We start from the raw sequence: 19,606 nt of genomic DNA, 5'->3' as shown, positions 1-19,606 counted from the left end.
CGATTCCAGCAGTCTGAATGAACGAGAGTGTGGTTTTGGTCTTCCTTGTATTTACCAGCCTCAGCCAGAGTGATGTTTGAGTAATCGAATGTCGCAACTAAAATAACAAAATAAAAAGGAGACCAACATGCCTTCGCGCCGAGACTTAGCGAACGCCATCCGCGCACTTAGCATGGACGCCGTACAGAAAGCCAACTCCGGTCACCCCGGAGCCCCGATGGGGATGGCCGACATCGCAGAAGTATTGTGGAATGATTTTCTGCAACACAACCCCAGCAACCCCAAATGGCCCAACCGCGACCGCTTCATCCTGTCCAACGGTCACGGCTCCATGCTGATTTATTCCTTGCTGCACTTGGCTGGCTACAACCTGCCGATCGAAGAACTGAAACAGTTCCGCCAACTGCACTCGCAAACCCCAGGACACCCTGAATACGGTTACACCGAAGGTGTGGAAACCACCACAGGGCCCTTGGGACAAGGCATCACCAATGCCGTCGGTTTCGCCTTGGCCGAACGCACCCTGGCCGGCCAATTCAACCGTCCCGGTCACGACATCGTCGACCACCACACCTACGTATTCCTGGGTGACGGTTGCTTGATGGAAGGTATCTCCCACGAAGCCTGCTCCCTGGCCGGCTCCATGAAACTGGGTAAACTGATCGCCTTCTACGACGACAACAACATCTCCATCGACGGCGAAGTCCGTGGTCATGGCAACGTTGCCGGCTGGTTCCTCGACGACACTCCGAAACGCTTTGAAGCCTACGGCTGGCATGTCATTCCTAAAGTCGACGGCCACAACCCCGACGCCGTCAAAGCCGCGATTGAAGAAGCCAAAAAAGTCACCGACAAGCCTTCTATCATCTGCTGCCAAACCACCATCGGCTTCGGTTCGCCGAACAAACAAGGCAAAGAAGAATGCCATGGTGCAGCCTTAGGTGAAGCTGAAATTGCCTTGACCCGTGAAAACCTGGGTTGGCCGCATGCGCCGTTCGACATTCCTGCTGACATCAAAGCCGGTTGGGATGCCAACGCCAAAGGAGCCACGCTGGAAAGCGCCTGGAACGCCAAATTTGCCGCTTACAAAGCCGCACATCCTGAACTCGCGGCCGAATTTGAACGTCGCGTGATCAAAAACCAACTGCCTGCCGATTGGGCTGAAAAATCCAAAGCGTTTATCGCTGCGGTGGATGCCAAAGGCGAAACCATCGCCAGCCGCAAAGCCTCACAAAACACCTTGAACGGCTTTGGCCCCTTGTTGCCCGAACTGCTGGGCGGCTCTGCCGACTTGGCGGGCTCCAACCTGACCCTGTGGTCCGGCTGCAAAGACGTCAACCAACCGGGCTTCGACGGCAACTACGCCTACTACGGTGTGCGTGAATTCGGTATGTCCGCCATCATGAACGGCATCACCCTGCACGGCGGCTTCAAACCCTACGGCGCCACCTTCCTGATGTTCTCGGAATACGCCCGTAACGCCCTGCGCATGGCCGCGTTGATGAAAATCCCGACCATCTTCGTTTACACCCACGACTCCATTGGTCTGGGCGAAGACGGCCCGACCCACCAACCGGTCGAACAAACCGCCACCCTGCGCATGATTCCCAACATGCACGTCTGGCGTCCTTGCGACGCCGTCGAGTCGGCCGTTTGCTGGAAAGCCGCTATCGAACGTCAAGATGGACCGAGCACCCTGATCTTCTCTCGTCAAAACCTGCCGCACGTGCCTCGCACCGCCGCACAAATTGACGCGATCAGCAAAGGGGGCTACATCCTGAAAGACAGCGACGGCGCGCCGGACGCGATCATCATTGCCACCGGTTCCGAAGTGGAATTGGCGTTGAAAGCCGCTGACGCATTGAGCGCGAAAGGCAAAAAAATCCGCGTGGTGTCACTACCGTCTACCAACGTCTTCGAAGCGCAAGATCAAGCTTACAAAGACAGCGTATTGCCGCCAAGCGTGACCCAGCGCGTGGTAGTAGAAGCGGGAGTAACCGACAGCTGGTGGAAATACGCCGGCAGCGCGGGTAGAGTCGTAGGATTGGACCGTTTCGGCGAATCGGCCCCGGCAGGTCAGCTCTTCAAAGAGTTCGGCTTTACCGTGGACAATGTCGTCGCTAATGTGGAAGCCGTTCTTTAATTTTGTAAACTTAGGTGAGGTTTGGATTAAATGATCGAAGCCTCACGTTTCTAACAGCATAGGTGATAGACGTGAAAAGAAATGAATTAACGAAAGGCGTGATGGCAGCTCTAATGCTGACCAGTTCCTTAGCTATGGCGGGATCGGATTATCCGGCGGCTGATTATCAGCCAAAGGTGCTTTATACCAATCCTGAATATAACGACAGCAAAGCTGCCCCTGCGGCTGCCACAGCACCTGCAGCGAAACCAGCTGTAAAAGAAGTTGAAGCGGATCCAGCTTTCCCAGCGACGAATTTTCAACCTAAAGTGTTATACAGCGATGCTGACTACAAGCACAGCTCTGCAGCACCAACTGCGGCTAAATCGTCAAGCTCGTCATCTGCCTCCACAACTTCTGCGGAAGCAGCGGTAGATGTGATACAAACAGAAAAGGCTGCGTCCTCTGATTTTTCCTACATTGGTTTAATTTTGTTGGCTGTAGCCGGATTTTTTATCTACAACAAAAAATCGCCTAAAAGTGCCAAAGGTTCTTCAGCTGATGATTACCAAGTTGCATCTGGCGCAACCGGCGTTGAAAAGTATCTGGAAAAAATGGGTGCGAATAAAACCGGCGTTGCCAAATACTTGGAAAAACAAGATTCCAATCCTGCTACCGGTGTTGCCAAATACATGGCAAAGCAAATCGTAAGAGATCGGGAAGCTGCCGCTGCGAAAGCGACTGGCGTGGAAAAGTATTTACGTGATAAAGCTTAATAGCATCTGATTCCTGATGCTGATTGCTGGAACTTAAGGGTTAAGCGTTAACTCTGAACCGGTAGATTTAAATGATCGCCACTTCGTATGTTTTAAAGCGTGTGTTTCGGCTTTGAATATATGCCAAGTGGCGATTCAGTCTTATCAATATAGCTAAAAATAGAGTTTCATCACCAGGGACTCTTTTGCAAATCAATCTCCTGCAAGAATTGCTGAACATCTTTTGCTTGTAAAGCTCGGTTCAAACGAGGGGGAAAAATTAACAACACATCTGAGGATAATCCTATGGCAAAAAATTTACTCGAACAACTCCGTGAAATAACTGTGGTTGTCGCCGATACCGGTGATATTCAAGCGATCGAAACTTTCAAACCGCGCGATGCAACCACCAATCCCTCTTTGATCACCGCTGCTGCACAAATGCCGCAATATCAAGGAATTGTTGACGATACTTTGAAAGGTGCAAGAGCAACATTGGGTGCCGCTGCTTCGGCTGCAGAAGTTGTGACCCTGGCATTTGATCGTTTGGCCGTGTCTTTTGGCTTGAAAATTCTGGAAATCGTCGAAGGTCGTGTATCGACTGAAGTCGATGCGCGTTTGTCTTACGATACCGAAGCCACCATCGCTAAAGGTCGCGACTTGATCGCTCAATACGAAGCTGCAGGCATTTCCAAAGAGCGCGTTTTAATTAAAATCGCTGCTACCTGGGAAGGCATTCAAGCTGCCGCCGTATTGGAAAAAGAAGGTATTCACACCAACCTGACATTGTTGTTCGGTTTGCACCAAGCGATTGCTTGTGCGGAAAACGGTATCACACTGATTTCACCATTCGTTGGCCGTATCTTAGACTGGTATAAAAAAGACACAGGCCGTGATTCTTATGCGCCTGCTGAAGATCCAGGTGTATTGTCAGTGACCGAAGTCTATAACTACTACAAAAAATTCGGCTACAAAACCGAAGTCATGGGCGCCAGCTTCCGTAACATCGGCGAGATCACCGAATTGGCGGGCTGCGATTTGTTGACCATCGCGCCGTCTTTATTGGCAGAGTTGCAATCCGTTGAGGGTGACTTGCCGCGCAAACTGGATCCTGCCAAAGCAGCAACAGCTTCAATCGAAAAAATTTCAGTCGACAAAGCCACTTTTGACCGCATGCATGAAGAAAACCGGATGGCTAAAGAAAAATTGGCCGAAGGTATCGATGGTTTCGCCAAAGCGCTGGAAGCACTGGAAAAATTGTTGTCGGACCGTTTGGCTGCCTTGGAAGCCTAATCTTGGTCTAGCCGCCGAGTGCAGGCACTCGGTTGTTTAAGATTTGCAAGGCCGCCGAATCGAGTACGCGGCCTTGATTTGTTATTAACAGGATAAAATTTATGCCACAAAAAATATTTGATGTTGTTAAGCCGGGTGTTGTCACCGGTGAAGATGTACAAAAAATCTTTGCTATCTGCAAAGAAAATAATTTTGCGTTGCCGGCTGTAAACGTCATCAGCACCGATACCATTAACTCGGTATTGGAAGCGGCAGCAAAAGCCAAGTCACCTGTCGTCATTCAATTTTCTAATGGCGGCGCCGCATTCGTTGCTGGTAAAGGTCTGAAACTGGAAGGCCAAGGTTGCTCTATCGTTGGCGCCATTTCCGGTGCTCACCATGTTCACCGCATGGCGGAACTGTATGGCGTACCTGTTATTTTGCATACAGATCACGCGGCAAAAAAATTGCTGCCATGGGTAGACGGCATGCTGGATGAAGGTGAAAAATTCTTCGCTGCAACCGGCAAGCCTTTGTTCAGCTCGCACATGCTGGATCTTTCCGAAGAAAGTTTGCAAGAAAACATTGAAATCTGCGGTAAGTATTTGGAGCGCATGTCCAAAATGGGTATGACTCTGGAAATCGAACTGGGTTGTACCGGTGGTGAGGAAGACGGTGTCGACAACAGCGGTATGGATCATTCTGCGCTGTATACCCAACCTGAAGACGTTGCTTACGCTTACGAGCAACTGAGCAAAATCAGTCACAGATTCACTATCGCCGCATCGTTCGGTAACGTTCATGGCGTTTACTCTCCAGGTAACGTTAAATTGACGCCGAAAATTCTGGACAATTCTCAAAAATTTGTTTCCGAGAAATTCGGTTTGCCGCATAACACATTGAACTTCGTTTTCCACGGTGGTTCAGGTTCTTCTCCTGAAGAGATCAAAGAATCCATCAGTTACGGTGTTGTCAAAATGAACATCGATACCGATACTCAATGGGCTAGCTGGGCCGGTGTGATGGAGTTTTACAAAAAGAACGAAGGCTATTTGCAAAGTCAAATCGGTAACCCGGAAGGTGCCGATAAACCGAACAAAAAATACTATGACCCACGTGTTTGGCAACGTGCCGGGCAAGTTGGCATGGTGACTCGTTTAGAGCAAGCCTTCCAAGAATTAAACGCAGTTAATTCGCTGTAATATCTTGATAAAGCTGCAAAGGCCGTGAGGTCTTTGCAGTTCTTTCTGCAAAACATCCACAAGCTGAGTCAAAAATTTGACTTAACAGCTACAATTCCTCCAGGTATTTTGTGCATACCTGAGCTCCGCTTTTTGCCTAACTGCTTTCCAGTGACGGCTATACTATTATTCTAAAACGATGTTTTTTCTTGTATGATCAAATCCAGCTGATTTTCGTACAGTGGTCTGATTGAGCTTGAATATTTTGGCGCGTATTGTGCTGTAAAAATTTAAAAGGTGGAAAATGGCAGAAGCCCATGGGAAAGAAGAAGGTAAGAAGTCTTCCAAGAAAATAATCATAATAATCGTCGCGGTTGTCTTGGTTTTGGCTGGCGCGGGAGGTGGGGCTTATTTCTTTCTGAATAAGCCGGCTGACGCCGAGCATAAAGAAGAAGGCGATGCCAAGCACGACAAGGCGGAGCACAAGGATGAAGCAGCGCATGAAGAAGAGGCCGGCCACGAAAAAGTCGCTGAGCCTGATGTTTATTATGATTTACCAAGCCCCTTATTGGTTAATTTTCCCGCCGGCTCCGGCGCAAAAGTGATCAGAATATCCCTGACAATACTGATGAAAGGTGAGGCGAGTAAGGATGCGATGAAAAAGCATGAGCCGATGATACGCAACAATTTGTTGATGGCCATCAGTGCAGTGGGTGCGGAAAAGGCGAAAACCTTGGAAGGAAAACAAGAGTTAAAAACCATGATGCAAGCCGAAATTGGTAAAGTTTTGGAAAAAATGGCCGGTAAAAACACCGTTAAAGATGTGTACTTCACTGAATTTGTAATGCAATAAATGTCAACCGCCGATCTATTATCACAAGACGAAATCGATGCGCTACTGCATGGCGTGGACGATGGCGACGTCGATACAGGGGCTGATGAAGACTACAGTCGAGGCACAGCGAGAGTCTATGATTTTAACAGTCAGGAACGGATTGTTCGGGGGCGGATGCCCACCTTGGAAATGGTCAACGAGCGCTTCGCTCGCCATTTTCGGATAGCGTTATTTAACTTTTTGCGGCGTGCCGCAGAAATCTCCGTATCCGGGATTCAAGTACAGAAGTTTTCCGAATTCATTCAGGGTTTATTCGTACCGACTAATTTGAATGTGATTCGGATGTCGCCTTTACGCGGGCGGGCATTGATCGTGATGGAGCCGCGACTGGTGTTTACCGCTGTCGATAACTTTTTCGGCGGTGGCGGTCAGTTTTATAACAAGGTAGAAGGCAGGGAGTTCACGCCGACCGAAATGCGCATTATTCGGCTGATCATCGACATGATTTTCAAGGATTTAGCCGAAGCCTGGAAACCCGTGATGGATATTGACTTTGAATACATCAATTCAGAAGTCAATCCGCAGTTCGCCAACATTGTCAGTCCTTCGGAAATCGTGGTGATTTCCACTATCCATGTGGAGTTGGAGGGCGGCGGTGGCGATATCAATATTGCAATGCCTTACTCCATGATTGAACCTATCAGAGAATTGCTGGATGCGGTAACCAGCGACCGGGGTGAGGTGGATGGCCGTTGGCAAGATTCGCTAAGAGTTGAAATTATGCGTAGCGAAGTGGTCGTCAACAGTAAACTGATAGAAAAAGAAATGTCTATCAGCGAAGTGATTGAGCTTAAAAAAGGCGATGTGATTCCTATAGAAATGCCGGAAACCGTATTACTCGAAGTTGAGGATGTGCCGGTTTTTCGGGGCAAATTAGGGCTTTCCGATGGTAACTACGCCATCGAAATTACAGAAAAAATGACGCTGGATAATATTTGACAGCAGGGAAGGATAAGCATGAGTGAAAACGACGAAATCGGCGACGACTGGGCCGCAGCGATGAACGAGCAAGCCGATGCTGAAGCTGATTGGGGTGACGCGCTGAAGGAACAAGCAAACGCCGCCAAGAGCTCTCAACAAGGTTTTGCCGCAGCGGAGTTTCCCGAGTTTAGCGAGCAAAAATCCAGAAATAACGGTCCCAGCAGTGATGAAGTCAAGCTGGACGTCATTCTCGATGTGCCGGTGACGGTGTCGCTGGAGATCGGTCGAACCAAAATTAATATCCGCAATTTATTGCAGCTAAACCAGGGCTCTGTTGTGGAACTGGATCGTTTTGCCGGCGAACCGATGGATGTATTGGTGAATGGAACCTTAGTCGCTCACGGCGAAGTCGTGGTGGTTAACGACAAATTTGGTATTCGGCTGACCGACATTATCAGTCCGTCGGAGCGAGTCAGAAAGCTCGGCTGATGACTGTATCTCGCCTGTCTACCCAAATTATTTCGGTATTGATTGCACCTGTTGCATGGGCTGACGAAGCGGCTACGTTGCCCAGGCAGACCGCGAAAGTAGTGACTTCCGGGGATGTCGCACAATGGCTGTTGGCGTTGCTATTGGTGTTGGCGCTATTTTTTCTGTCGGTGTGGCTATTACGTAAAACCGGCAGTTTGGCTTTTGTCGGTAAAAGTCAGTTGGCAGTGCTGGCCGGATTGTCATTGGGTATGCGTGAAAAATTGGTTTTGGTTAAAGTCGGTGAAAAACAGCTACTGTTAGGCGTTAGTGGCGGGCGTATCGATAAACTGCTTGAGCTTGAAGGCGACCAGCGCTTGTTTATGAATAGCGCAGACGGGCAGGAAACCAGCGTATTTGCCAAGAAATTGCTGCAGGTCATGCAAGGTAAGCACCATGATTAAGTTGATTTTTTCCTGCCTGATAATAGGCTTACTGTTTTTGCCGGAAGCTGTTTACGCCGCAGTAGGCATAGATGCTATTACCGTTACCAGTAACCCTAAAGGTGGCGAAACCTATACGGTTACCATCCAGATTTTAGCGTTGATGACTATGCTGACCTTATTGCCGGCATTGTTGTTATCGATGACTTCGTTTACTCGCATCATGATCGTACTGGGCTTGCTACGCCAAGCCATAGGTGCCGCACAAGCGCCAAGTAACCAAGTGTTATTGGGGCTATCTCTATTTCTAACTATTTTCATTATGATGCCGGTTCTGGAGAAAGTGAATGAAACCGCCGTGCAGCCGTACATGGAAGAAAAAATTGACGCAGTGACTGCCTTACAAAATGCCTCCGAGCCGTTTAAACAGTTCATGCTCAAGCAAACCCGCGAGGCGGATTTGGATACCTTTGTACGTATCTCTGGCCGTGAACAAATTGACAAGCCGGAAGATGTGCCGTTTTCCTTGTTGGTGCCGGCTTATGTGACTAGCGAATTGAAAACCGCGTTTCAGATAGGCTTTCTAATTTTTCTGCCGTTCCTGGTCATCGATCTGGTGGTTGCCAGTGTATTGATGTCTATGGGTATGATGATGCTGTCACCGATGATCGTGTCGTTGCCGTTCAAGATTATGTTGTTTGTGCTGGCGGACGGTTGGACCATGGTGATGGAAATGCTGGCAGCCAGCTTTTACGTATAGGCCAAGCCGATGATGACACCGGAAACCATCTCGGCAATAGCCCAGGACACCGTATTGATTTCCCTGAAATTAATGGGTCCTATCCTGATTGCCTCCTTGGTTGTCGGTTTGCTGGTGTCCATGTTTCAGGCGGCGACTTCGATTCAAGAACAGACTCTGACCTTTATCCCCAAGCTGGCGACTATTATCGCCGTGTTGATGATAGCCGGTCCCGGCATGTTACAAATGCTCATCGATTATTTCCAAGATTTGATGCGCGATATTCCTACGCTAATAGGATGAACTTCGGCGAAGACGAGCTACTGCGGTATCTTGCTTCGTTTGTCTGGCCATTCTTTCGCATCAGTTCCATGTTCATCACCGTGCCGGTTTTTAGCGTGAAAGCGGTGCCGGCCAAAGTCAGATTGATCGCCAGCTTATTGATTACCTGGGTCATTATGCCAACTTTGCCGGCGATGCCGGATATTGAAATATTTGGCTACCAAGGGTTTATGGTGGCGGTACAGCAAGTCGCCTTGGGGCTGACCACAGGCTTCATCCTGCAAATGGTGTTTTCCATCATGTTGTTTGCCGGACAGACTATCGCTTACAGCATGGGTTTGGGCTTTGCATCCATGGTCGATCCGGCAACTGGGGTGCAGGTGCCGGTGATCGCCCAACTATTTGTGATTAGCGGCAGCTTGTTATTTCTCGCGGTGGATGGCCATTTATTGCTGATCGAGATGTTGGCGCAAAGCTTCCATACATTACCGGTCGGCAGTATGGGTATGGATAAGAGCGATGTGTGGCGAGTAATCAGTTGGAGCAGTCTGATAGTCGCTGATGGCCTGCTGCTGGCTATGCCGGTGATGGCGACCTTGTTATTCGTCAACATCAGCTTCGGTGTGGCGTCAAAAGCGGCGCCGCAGCTACAGATATTCGGAGTCGGCTTCCCTATCACCATCATGCTCGGTATGGGCTTAATCTGGATTGGCCTGCCGACCATGCTGGAAGGTTTTAGCGATATGCTGCACAACGGCTTCGCGCTGGTCCATGCATTATTGAGGTTGCAATAAATGGCGGAAGATTCCGGTCAAGATAAAACCGAAGACCCCACCGGCAAGCGACTTAGCGAGTCGCGTAAAAAAGGCCAGATTCCCCGTTCCAAGGAACTCAACACTTTTGTAACGTTGATTACCAGTTCGGCGCTGTTTTTCTATTTCGGGCAAGGCATGTGGCGCAGTATGCTGGAGATGATGAAGCATCCCTTGCAGTTGTCGCGGGAGGCTGTGTTCGATCCGGCGACTCCGCTGATTTATCTGAAGGCGGCGTTTGCCGAAGGTTTGTGGGTGATCCTGCCGTTTTTGGTGGTGTTGGTGATTGCCGATTTGGCAGCGGCGATGATGTTGGGTGGCTGGAACTTTACCAGCGAAGCCTTCGAAATGAAGTTTTCCAAGCTCAATCCGCTGACCGGGATAAAAAAAATCATCGGAATTCAAGGCTTGGTCGAATTGGTCAAGGCCATCATCAAAACCATACTGGTTGCGATTGTCTCCTGGAATTTGTTCAAACTGTATTTCGACGATTTCATGGGCTTGAGCCGCTTGCCGCTCGATCAAGCCATCCATCATGTCGGCGATATTATTTCCTTCTGTTTAGTGATTTTGAGTGCTACCTTTTTATTGTTGGTAATGCTGGATGCCCCTTATCAGTTATGGAATCACCAGCGCCAACTGAAAATGACCAAGCAGGAAGTTCGGGACGAGGCTAAGGATCAAGAGGGTAATCCGGAAGTTAAAGGCAAAATCCGCCGCATGCAGATGGAGGCCGCGCAGCGGCGGATGATGGATGCGGTGCCTAGTGCCGACGTCATCGTCACCAATCCTACCCATTTCGCGGTAGCCTTAAAATACGATCAGAACGGCAATGGTGCACCTTTGCTGGTTGCCAAAGGCACGGATTTAGTTGCCGCACAGATCCGCCAGCTGGCAATGGCCTCGCAAGTACCCTTGGTCGCAGCGCCTTCGCTAGCAAGAGCTTTATACTATTCCACCGACCTGAATCAGGAAATACCTCGCGGCTTATTCTTAGCCGTCGCTCAAGTATTGGCCTATGTTTTTCAATTACGGGCTTCGACGCAATACGGCTGGAACAAACCGGTTCCGCCTACCGATGTGCAAGTACCCGACGACTTTAAGCAATAGCCCGGTATCGAGCTGAATTATGGATTTTACGAAAATACTCAACTCACTTAAGGCGCTGACCGGCTTGGGCTTGGGCGCGCCACTATTGATCGTGATGTTGCTGGCGTTGTTGATTTTGCCGCTGCCGCCGTTTGTGCTGGATCTGTTTTTTACCTTCAATATCGCGTTTTCGCTGATCATCTTGTTGGTGGTGATTTACACCCTCAAGCCGCTGGAGTTTGCCTCATTTCCTACCGTCATTCTGGTCGCAACCTTGTTGCGGCTGTCCTTGAACGTGGCTTCCACCCGGGTCGTGTTGATTCGCGGGCATGAGGGTGGGGATGCCGCCGGGAAAGTCATTGAAGCCTTCGGTTCGTTCGTCATCGGCGGCAATTTCGCGGTCGGTATCGTGGTGTTTGCGATCTTGGTGGTCATCAATTTTATGGTGGTCACCAAAGGTGCCGGACGGGTAGCGGAGGTGAGTGCTCGGTTTACCTTGGATGCGATGCCTGGCAAGCAGATGGCCATCGACGCCGATTTGAATTCCGGGTTGATCAATCAGGATGAAGCGCGTGCCCGCCGGGAAGAAGTGGCTGCCGAAGCGGATTTTTACGGCTCCATGGATGGCGCCAGTAAATTCGTGCGTGGCGACGCGGTAGCCGGCATCATCATTTTGTTCGTGAACATGATAGGCGGCTTGGCGATAGGCGTGGGCCAACACGGCATGAGCTTTGCCGACGCCGCCAATATTTATGTGTTGCTGACCATCGGTGACGGTTTGGTGGCGCAGATTCCATCGCTGTTGTTGTCGGTGGCCGCGGCGATGGTGGTGACGCGGGTTCGCGGCAGCAAGCAGGATATTGGTAAACAGTTAAGTTCACAGCTGTTCGAAGATCCTCGTACCTTGCTGGTGACGGCGGCGGTGATGGGTATCCTGGGTATCATTCCCGGCATGCCGAATCTGGTGTTTATCCTGTTAGCTCTGACATTGGTCGGTGGCGCTTATTTGATCGACAGACGCCGTAAGTTGGAGGAAGAAAAAGCCCTGGAAATGGAACGTATCGTTTCGCCGCAGCAACTGGCCAAAACCGAGATCAAGGAATTGGGCTGGGACGATGTAATGCCGGTCGATGCCATTGGCCTGGAAGTGGGGTACCGCTTGATTCCGCTGGTGGATAGAAATCAGGGCGGGCAATTGATGATGCGTATCAAGGGTGTGCGCAAGAAATTGTCGCAAGAGCTGGGTTTTCTAATTCCGTCGGTGCATATTCGGGACAACCTGGATTTGTCGCCTACCGAATACCGGATTTCCTTGATGGGCGTGAGCGTCGGCGAAGCCAATATCATGCCCGAGAAAGAAATGGCGATTAATCCCGGCCGGGTGTTCGGTACTTTGCAAGGCGCGCCTTGTAAGGATCCGGCGTTTGGTTTGGATGCGATCTGGATCGACGCCAATCAAAAAGACCAAGCGCAAACTCTGGGTTACACGGTCGTCGATCCCAGCACCGTGGTGGCCACGCATCTCAGTCATATTCTGCAAAGCAATGCGCATGAATTGTTCGGTTACGAGGAGGCGCAGCAGTTACTGGATAACTTGTCCAAAGTGGCGCCGAAGCTGGTCGAGGATCTGGTGCCGAAAACCTTGCCCTTGGGTATTTTGGTCAAGGTTCTGCAAAATCTGCTGCAAGAGCGGGTTTCCATTCGCGATTTACGAACCATCGCCGAAACTTTGGCGGAGTACGGGGTGAAGAGTCAAGATCCGGACATCTTGACCTCAGCGGTGCGGGCGGCCTTGGGGCGCTCAATTGTCCATGAAATCAATGGTGTACAGACAGAGATTCCGGTTATTACCCTCGATCCTGGATTGGAACAGATATTGCATAGGTCATTGCAGACGGCGGGCGAAGGTGGTGCGGGTTTAGAACCGGGTCTAGCCGAGCAGATGCACAAATCCCTGGAGGAAAGTGCGCAAAGGATGGAAATGGAAGGACAAACCGCAGTGTTGTTGGTGTCTTCTTATATTCGTCCTTGGTTGGCTCGCTTCGTTCGTCATTCGATATCCGGCTTACATGTGCTGGCCTATAATGAAATCCCGCAAGATCGGCAGATCAGGGTGGTTTCCACAGTGGGACAGCGGGGACAATAAAACAGAGGTTGCGCGATGAAAATTAAACGCTTTTTTGCAGCAGACATACGGCAGGCCATGCGCATGGTCAAAGAAGAATTGGGCGCCGATGCAGTGATTATGTCCAACCGTTCGGTGGATGGCGGCGTGGAAATCGTGGCGGCCCGCGACTTTGACGAACAGGTCATTCATAAAAATCTCAAGCAACGCGAAGACGAAAAATCGCCGCCCAATGAAGTTAAAAAAGTCGATTTGCCCGATCTCGAAGCCGAAAAGAAATCGCTGCATGTTTTAAGCAGCGCCAGAAAACGCGGCGCGGAAGGCAGCATTCCGGAAAATCCGATCCGTCGCAACCTGGATCAATACGTCGGTTATGCCGAAAAACTCCAGGTTGGGCATAACAACGCACAGAAAATCGCCGAAAAAGTTCGCCAAGTTGAAAAAATTGAAAAACCAGCCTGGGCAAGTGCCGATCCCAAAATCAAACCGTTGACCGAGCCACGGCCGGTGCAAGCGCACAACGGCGATAAATTTATCGACGAAATGCGTGCGGAAATGAAAGAACTGCGGACGATGTTGGACAGCAAACTGTCGAATATCGTCATGCAAATGCCGCAACACGGGCTACCTTTACACGATGATTTGCGCGACCGGATGTTGGAGTGTGGCTTCTCGAAAAACTTGGCAGGCAAGATAGCCAACCGGTTGGGTAGCCACAAGCAATTCGATTTGGCCATTGGCAAAGCCCAGGAAATGTTGGCCAGACTGGTGCCGATAGCCGACGACAACCTGTTGGATCAAGGCGGTATCGCCGCGTTGGTTGGCTCTACCGGGGTCGGTAAAACCACGACAGTCGCTAAATTGGCTGCGCAATTTATTTTAAAACACGGTTCCAGGCAGATCGCGCTGATTACCACCGATAATTATCGGATAGGCGCGCACGAGCAAATCAATACGTACGGCAGAATTTTGGATGTGCCGGTCAGAGTAGCGGGTGATGCGGAAGAATTGCGCAGGCATATCAATAGTTTTTCCGATAAACGCCTGATTTTGATCGACACCGCCGGCATGAGTCAGCGCGATATGCGTTTGGCCGAGCAGCTGAAAACCTTGCAACACGGCGATTTGCCTATACGCTCTTATCTGGTGATGTCCGCCACCACGCAATACAAAGCAATGCTGGAAATTATGGATGCGTTCCGAATACTCGAACCACAAGCGACTATACTAACCAAGTTTGATGAGGCAGTTAGCAAAGGTACCGCGTTGTCGGCGATTATCGAGCGGCGTATGCCATTGTCATTTATCACTGACGGTCAGCAGGTTCCGGAAGATATTTACTTGCCCGATGCCGATGCTTTGATTCGGCAGTGTATGGAAAGTGTCGATCAGGACCATGGCTATGGCGACGATGTGAATGTTGAAGACTGGCTGGCGGAAAGCCATGCATAAGTCATTCGATCAGGCAGCTGGAATTAGACAAATGAGACATATGAAACCGGTGCGAGTAATCGCGGTAACAAGTGGCAAGGGCGGGGTTGGCAAAACCAATCTTTCCGTCAATATCGGCGTGGCGCTGTCTAAAATGGGTAGGCGGGTGGCGATACTCGATGCCGATATGGGCTTGGCTAATGTCGATATTTTGCTGGGCATGTTTCCCGAATTCAATTTGTCGCATGTATTGAGCGGCGAAAAAAGCTTGAAGGAAATCATGATGACCGGACCTTCGGGGCTGAAAATCATTCCGGCGTCGTCGGGTATTCAGCGGATGTCCGATTTGTCGAGTATCGAGCAAGCCGGCGTGATAAGGGCTTTTAGCGAAATCGACCGAGAGTTGGATGTGTTGATCGTCGATACCGCTGCCGGTATTTCGGCAAGCGTGGTGAATTTTGCCCGGGCTTGCCAAGAAATAATCGTGGTGGTTTGCGACGAACCCACCTCGTTGGCTGATGCTTATGCGTATATCAAGCTGTTGAATAGAGATTACGGGTTGAATAGCTTTCATATCATTACGAATATGGTGCAGTCGGCTGAGCATGGACAGGCCTTGTTCAATAAGCTGAGTAAGGTAACCGACCGTTATTTGGATGTGGCCTTGCAGTTTGTCGGCGCGGTGCCGCAGGACGAATATTTGAAAAAATCCGTGCAAAAACAAACGCCAGTGGTGGAAGCATTCCCGCAAAGTAAGGCGGCGCTGGCGATTAAGAATTTGGCGCGAAAAATCGACAGCTGGCCGATCAAGCCCAAAGCGGGCGGCTACCTGGAGTTTTTTGTCGAACGGATGATTCAGTACAGCGCGAAAGAGGATGTTGCATGAGTGGAGCGGCAATGTATGCTGCTGTGCAGGCTGGAAATGTTGATGCCTTAGTCATTCAGCATGCGCCGCTGGTAAAACGCATTGCCTACCACTTAATGGGACGACTGCCCGATACGGTGCAGCTCGATGATTTGATTCAATCCGGCATGCTGGGCTTGCTGGAAGCGCTGAAACATTATGATGCTGGGCAGGGTGCCAGTTTCGATACCTATGCCGGTATCCGGATTCGCGGGGCCATGTTGGACGAACTGCGCCGTTCGGATTGGACGCCGCGTTCGGTGCATAAGAAAGCCCGGATGGTGGCGGAGGCGATACGCGAGGTTGAGAATCAACTGGGACGTGATGCCAAGGATACCGAAGTGGCCGGACATATGGGTATCGATCTGACTGAATACCATCATATTTTGCAGGACGCGGTGTCTTGTAAGACCTTTAGCGTCGAAGAATTGGTGCAAGGCGAAGACAGTGTTATAGATGATGTGCACGGCAATCAGCAGCCGGAAGATGTGCTGATCCAACAGAATTTTCAAAAAGCCCTAGCCAAGGCCATCTCGGAATTACCGGAACGGGAGCGCTTAGTCATATCGCTGTATTACGACGAAGAGCTGAATTTGCGTGAGATAGGCAAGGTGCTTGATGTCAGCGAATCGCGGGTTAGCCAAATTTGTAGTCAGGCGATGTTGCGCTTACGCGCTAGACTTGCGGATTGGGTGGAAGGGAAAGATAATGAAAAGTGCAGCTAATGTGTGGTTATTGCAGGAATTTTTCGCAATTATTGGTCACAATTTAGCGGTTTCTTAACAATAAAGTAATCTGGGTGGAGATTATCCTTGGATAAAAATATGCGTATTCTGGTTGTCGATGACTTTTCGACAATGCGGAGAATAGTAAAAAACCTGTTGAAAGATCTGGGTTTTACCAACACCGTGGAAGCGGACGACGGTAAAACAGCACTGCCTATTCTGGAAAAAGGCGGTATCGATTTTTTGATTACTGACTGGAATATGCCGGGCATGACCGGCATCGATTTATTGAAGGCCGTCAGGTCTACTCCCAGTTTGGCCAATCTGCCGGTGTTGATGGTCACAGCTGAAGCCAAGCGCGAGCAAATCATTATGGCTGCACAGGCCGGTGTAAATGGTTATGTCATCAAGCCTTTTACGGCTGCTACGCTTAAAGAGAAAATCGAAAAGATTTTTGAACGCATCGACGGCTGAAGCACAGGGAGATTACCATGAATACTGACCTGCTGAGTTTGGCCCGAGATTTGGTCGCAGCATTAGAAAAGTGCGACGAAGCGGCTGCCGATGAAATTCTTGATCAAGTAGCCGGATTAAGAGAAACACAATTGTTTAAAGAAATTGGCCGCCTAACTCGCCAATTGCACGACACTATGGTGAGTTTTTCCGTCGACTCAAAAATAGCAGCCATGGCTGAGCACGATATACCGGATGCCAAGGAGCGTCTGCATTATGTGATCGCGATGACGGAGCAAGCCGCAGATCAAACCTTAACCGCCGTTGAAGAGTTGTTGCCGGTATCAGATGAGCTAAACGGGCAGGTTAAACAATTGTCGGCGCAATGGAATCGCTTTTTGGATCGGGAAATGCCGTTCGACGAGTTTAAGGCCATGAGCGCCGATCTCAGTCAGTATTTTGAGCAGTCGCAAGTGTCTCTGGAGAAAATCCAGGCGGGCCTAAGCGATATATTGATGGCGCAAGGGTTTCAAGATATTACCGGGCAGATTATCCGCCGGGTTATCGATTTGGTGCAGGATCTTGAAGGCAGCATGGTGAATCTGATCAAAATTTCCAGTCGTAAAATTACGTCAAGCAGCGGTGCCGCGTTGCAGCCCGAAGTGCCCGGACCGGTTGTCCCCGGAGTAGATGACAGAGCCGGTGATGTGGCCACCAGTCAGGTCGATGTTGACGATTTACTGTCTAGTCTAGGTTTCTGAGGAAAACAACATGGCGATCGATCTGGACGACGAAATATTGCAAGACTTCCTGGTCGAGGCCGGGGAGATTCTTGATTCATTGGGTGAGCAGCTTGTGGAGCTGGAGCAATCACCTGGCGACCTTGATCTTCTCAACTCGATATTTCGTGGGTTCCACACCATAAAGGGCGGCGCTGGTTTTCTGGCTATCAGCGCTTTGGTCGATGTTTGTCATAACGCCGAAGACGTTTTTAACGTACTCAGGCAGGGTGATCGCCAAGTCACGCCGGATTTGATGGACGTGATTTTGCAAGTCGTGGACATCGTCAACGAGATGTTCGGGCAAGTCCGTTCCGGTAATACGCCAAAATCGGCCGATCAAGGTCTATTAAAACGCTTGAAATCTTACGCGGGGCCGGCCGAAGCTGCCGCGCCTGCTGAGATAGCGGTTGAAGCCGCTGTCATCAACGAAACCTTCGAATCCACCCCGCCGCTATCCCCTCAAGAATCCGCAGCGCAAGACTATGATGCAATGCTCGATCCAGAGGAGTTATTGGCCAGCGAATCCGCCTCGGAAGATGGCGATGAAATTACCGAGCAGGAATTCGAAGATTTGCTGGATGCGCTGCATGGTAAGGGCGGTTCTCCGACCGCGAACATTGCGGCGCAATCGGCAGCGCCGGCGGCGGATGACGAAATCAGTGAAGACGAGTTTGAAAATCTGCTGGACGAGTTGCATGGCAAAGGCAAGTTTTCGGTAAAAACCGAGCCGTCTGCGCCCGCCAGCGATTCCGGCGATATTACCGATGAGGAGTTCGATAAGGTACTTGATGCTTTGCACGGCAAAGGTAAGTTCGATGCTGCCAATTTGGGCAAGATTGATGAGCCGGCTGCGGGTGAAAAAAACCCACCAATTAAAAATGTAGAGTTGCCTGTCGAGAAACCGTTCGTGGCGGCTAAACCTGAGCCGGTCGCAAAACCGTCCGTCGATGTAGAGCCGGAAAATAGCTTAGGCAAAGTAGCGCCGGTAGTAGATTCCGTTTCCGACAAAAGTAAAGCCGCCACACCCCAAGCCGATACCACCGTCAGGGTAGATACTCAGATTTTGGACGATATTATGAACATGGTCGGCGAGCTGGTTCTGGTGCGTAACCGTTTCCAGACGCTTAAAGCCAATGCTGAAGCAGGCGAGCAGTTGTCCAAGGCGATATCCAATCTGGACGTGGTGACCGCCGATTTGCAATTGGCGGTCATGAAAACCCGGATGCAGCCAATCAAAAAAGTCTTTGGACGTTTTCCGCGTGTGGTACGCGATTTGGCTAGAAGTCTGAAAAAAGAAATCAGGCTGGAGTTGGTGGGTGAAGAAACCGATCTCGACAAAAATCTGGTCGAGGCTCTGGCGGATCCTTTGGTGCATTTGGTCAGGAATGCGGTAGATCACGGAATCGAATCGCCGGATGAGCGCGAAGCCAACGGCAAACCTCGGGAAGGCGTGGTGATATTGAAAGCGTCTCAGGAAGGTGATCATATCCAGTTGTCCATCAAAGACGACGGCAAGGGCATGAACCCCGACATACTGCGCGCCAAAGTAGTGGAAAAAGGCTTGATGGATGAAGAAAGCGCCGCCCGTCTTGACGATAAAGAGTGTTACAACCTGATTTTTCTGCCCGGATTTTCCACCAAAACTGAAATTTCCGACGTGTCCGGTCGCGGTGTCGGCATGGACGTGGTGAAAACACGGATCGCGCAAATGAACGGCGTGGTGGAAATTGATTCGGTGGAAGGCAAGGGCAGCACCATTATCATCAAGGTGCCGTTGACTTTGGCTATTATGCCGACCCTTATGGTGAAGTTGCGCGGGCAGGCTTTCGCGTTACCCTTGGCCAGCGTCTTGGAAATACTCGATCTGGATTTGAGCAAAACCAATAAGGTAGATGGTCAATTGGTGGTAATGGTCAGAAACAAGGCCTTGCCGCTGTTTTATTTAAGTGAGTGGCTGGTTAGAGGTTCTTATTTCACAGGCGAAACGCAGCCGACCAATCATGTGGTGGTCGTCAACGCTGGCGGCAGGCATGTCGGATTCGTGGTGGATCAATTAATCGGTCAGGAAGAAGTGGTGATTAAAGCGCTGGGTGCCAAGTTACATGGATTGGAAGGATTGGCGGGAGCAACCATCACCGGTGACGGCAAGATAGCGCTGATACTCGATGTGCCTGGCCTGATGAAGAAGTATGCGATGTGACGCGGCA

General features: G+C 50.2%; 19 protein-coding genes. All 19 read left to right on the top strand.

The window, feature by feature from the left end:
• The first annotated feature begins 127 nt into the window (after positions 1-127).
• The 19 genes from tkt (at position 128) to JL719_RS21920 (ending at position 19,599) form a co-directional block, all read left to right on the top strand.
• A complete protein-coding gene (tkt, locus tag JL719_RS22010) occupies positions 128-2,143 on the top strand; it encodes a transketolase (RefSeq protein ID WP_033157851.1) in 2,016 nt (671 codons plus the stop codon).
• Between the two features lie 71 nt (positions 2,144-2,214).
• Positions 2,215-2,898, top strand: coding sequence for a hypothetical protein (locus tag JL719_RS22005; RefSeq protein ID WP_225892923.1), 684 nt, complete (start codon positions 2,215-2,217; stop codon positions 2,896-2,898).
• A 285-nt stretch (positions 2,899-3,183) separates the two neighbouring features.
• Entirely contained in the window at positions 3,184-4,170 is a 987-nt protein-coding gene (locus JL719_RS22000; RefSeq protein ID WP_033159418.1) for a transaldolase, read from the top strand.
• A gap of 101 nt (positions 4,171-4,271) precedes the next feature.
• Complete coding sequence (gene fbaA / locus JL719_RS21995; RefSeq protein WP_033159417.1) at positions 4,272-5,351, top strand: class II fructose-bisphosphate aldolase; 1,080 nt, start codon at positions 4,272-4,274, stop codon at positions 5,349-5,351.
• Positions 5,352-5,634: 283 nt separating this feature from the next.
• Positions 5,635-6,183 carry a flagellar basal body-associated FliL family protein gene (locus tag JL719_RS21990; protein ID WP_033159416.1) on the top strand — a complete coding sequence of 183 codons (549 nt, stop codon included), beginning with the start codon at positions 5,635-5,637 and terminating at the stop codon, positions 6,181-6,183.
• Positions 6,184-7,164, top strand: a complete 981-nt coding sequence (fliM, locus tag JL719_RS21985) for a flagellar motor switch protein FliM (RefSeq protein ID WP_033159415.1) — start codon at positions 6,184-6,186, stop codon at positions 7,162-7,164.
• Positions 7,165-7,182: 18 nt separating this feature from the next.
• The gene (gene fliN, locus JL719_RS21980) at positions 7,183-7,635 is read left to right on the top strand and encodes a flagellar motor switch protein FliN (RefSeq protein ID WP_020483679.1); all 453 of its coding nucleotides are present in this window, start codon (positions 7,183-7,185) and stop codon (positions 7,633-7,635) included.
• Entirely contained in the window at positions 7,635-8,078 is a 444-nt protein-coding gene (gene fliO / locus JL719_RS21975; protein ID WP_033159414.1) for a flagellar biosynthetic protein FliO, read from the top strand. The genes fliN and fliO overlap by 1 nt, the downstream gene beginning before the upstream one ends.
• Positions 8,071-8,817: a flagellar type III secretion system pore protein FliP gene (gene fliP, locus JL719_RS21970; protein WP_033159413.1), complete on the top strand. Its 747-nt coding sequence runs from the start codon at positions 8,071-8,073 to the stop codon at positions 8,815-8,817. Before fliO ends, fliP begins: the two co-directional genes overlap by 8 nt.
• A 9-nt stretch (positions 8,818-8,826) precedes the next feature.
• Complete coding sequence (gene fliQ, locus JL719_RS21965; RefSeq protein WP_020483676.1) at positions 8,827-9,099, top strand: flagellar biosynthesis protein FliQ; 273 nt, start codon at positions 8,827-8,829, stop codon at positions 9,097-9,099.
• Entirely contained in the window at positions 9,096-9,872 is a 777-nt protein-coding gene (fliR, locus tag JL719_RS21960) for a flagellar biosynthetic protein FliR (protein WP_033159412.1), read from the top strand. Before fliQ ends, fliR begins: the two co-directional genes overlap by 4 nt.
• The gene (gene flhB, locus JL719_RS21955) at positions 9,873-11,000 is read left to right on the top strand and encodes a flagellar biosynthesis protein FlhB (protein WP_033159411.1); all 1,128 of its coding nucleotides are present in this window, start codon (positions 9,873-9,875) and stop codon (positions 10,998-11,000) included.
• A gap of 19 nt (positions 11,001-11,019) precedes the next feature.
• On the top strand, positions 11,020-13,125 hold the full coding sequence (gene flhA / locus JL719_RS21950; RefSeq protein WP_033159410.1) for a flagellar biosynthesis protein FlhA: 2,106 nt from the start codon (positions 11,020-11,022) through the stop codon (positions 13,123-13,125).
• Positions 13,126-13,140: 15 nt separating this feature from the next.
• Entirely contained in the window at positions 13,141-14,556 is a 1,416-nt protein-coding gene (gene flhF, locus JL719_RS21945) for a flagellar biosynthesis GTPase FlhF (RefSeq protein ID WP_033159409.1), read from the top strand.
• A 31-nt stretch (positions 14,557-14,587) separates the two neighbouring features.
• Complete coding sequence (locus JL719_RS21940; protein ID WP_033159408.1) at positions 14,588-15,421, top strand: MinD/ParA family protein; 834 nt, start codon at positions 14,588-14,590, stop codon at positions 15,419-15,421.
• Entirely contained in the window at positions 15,418-16,164 is a 747-nt protein-coding gene (locus JL719_RS21935; RefSeq protein ID WP_033159407.1) for an RNA polymerase sigma factor FliA, read from the top strand. The genes JL719_RS21940 and JL719_RS21935 overlap by 4 nt, the downstream gene beginning before the upstream one ends.
• A gap of 99 nt (positions 16,165-16,263) precedes the next feature.
• A complete protein-coding gene (locus JL719_RS21930; RefSeq protein ID WP_033193930.1) occupies positions 16,264-16,638 on the top strand; it encodes a chemotaxis response regulator CheY in 375 nt (124 codons plus the stop codon).
• Between the two features lie 17 nt (positions 16,639-16,655).
• Complete coding sequence (locus JL719_RS21925) at positions 16,656-17,378, top strand: protein phosphatase CheZ (RefSeq protein WP_033159406.1); 723 nt, start codon at positions 16,656-16,658, stop codon at positions 17,376-17,378.
• A 10-nt stretch (positions 17,379-17,388) separates the two neighbouring features.
• A complete protein-coding gene (locus tag JL719_RS21920) occupies positions 17,389-19,599 on the top strand; it encodes a chemotaxis protein CheA (RefSeq protein WP_033159405.1) in 2,211 nt (736 codons plus the stop codon).
• Positions 19,600-19,606 lie beyond the last annotated feature (7 nt).

Origin of the sequence: Methylomonas sp. LW13 (assembly GCF_016865255.1) — a bacterium.
In the GTDB taxonomy this organism is placed as follows: domain Bacteria; phylum Pseudomonadota; class Gammaproteobacteria; order Methylococcales; family Methylomonadaceae; genus Methylomonas.
The sequence above is the reverse complement of the archived record's forward strand: the minus strand, read 5'-3'. Positions and strand labels throughout refer to the sequence as shown.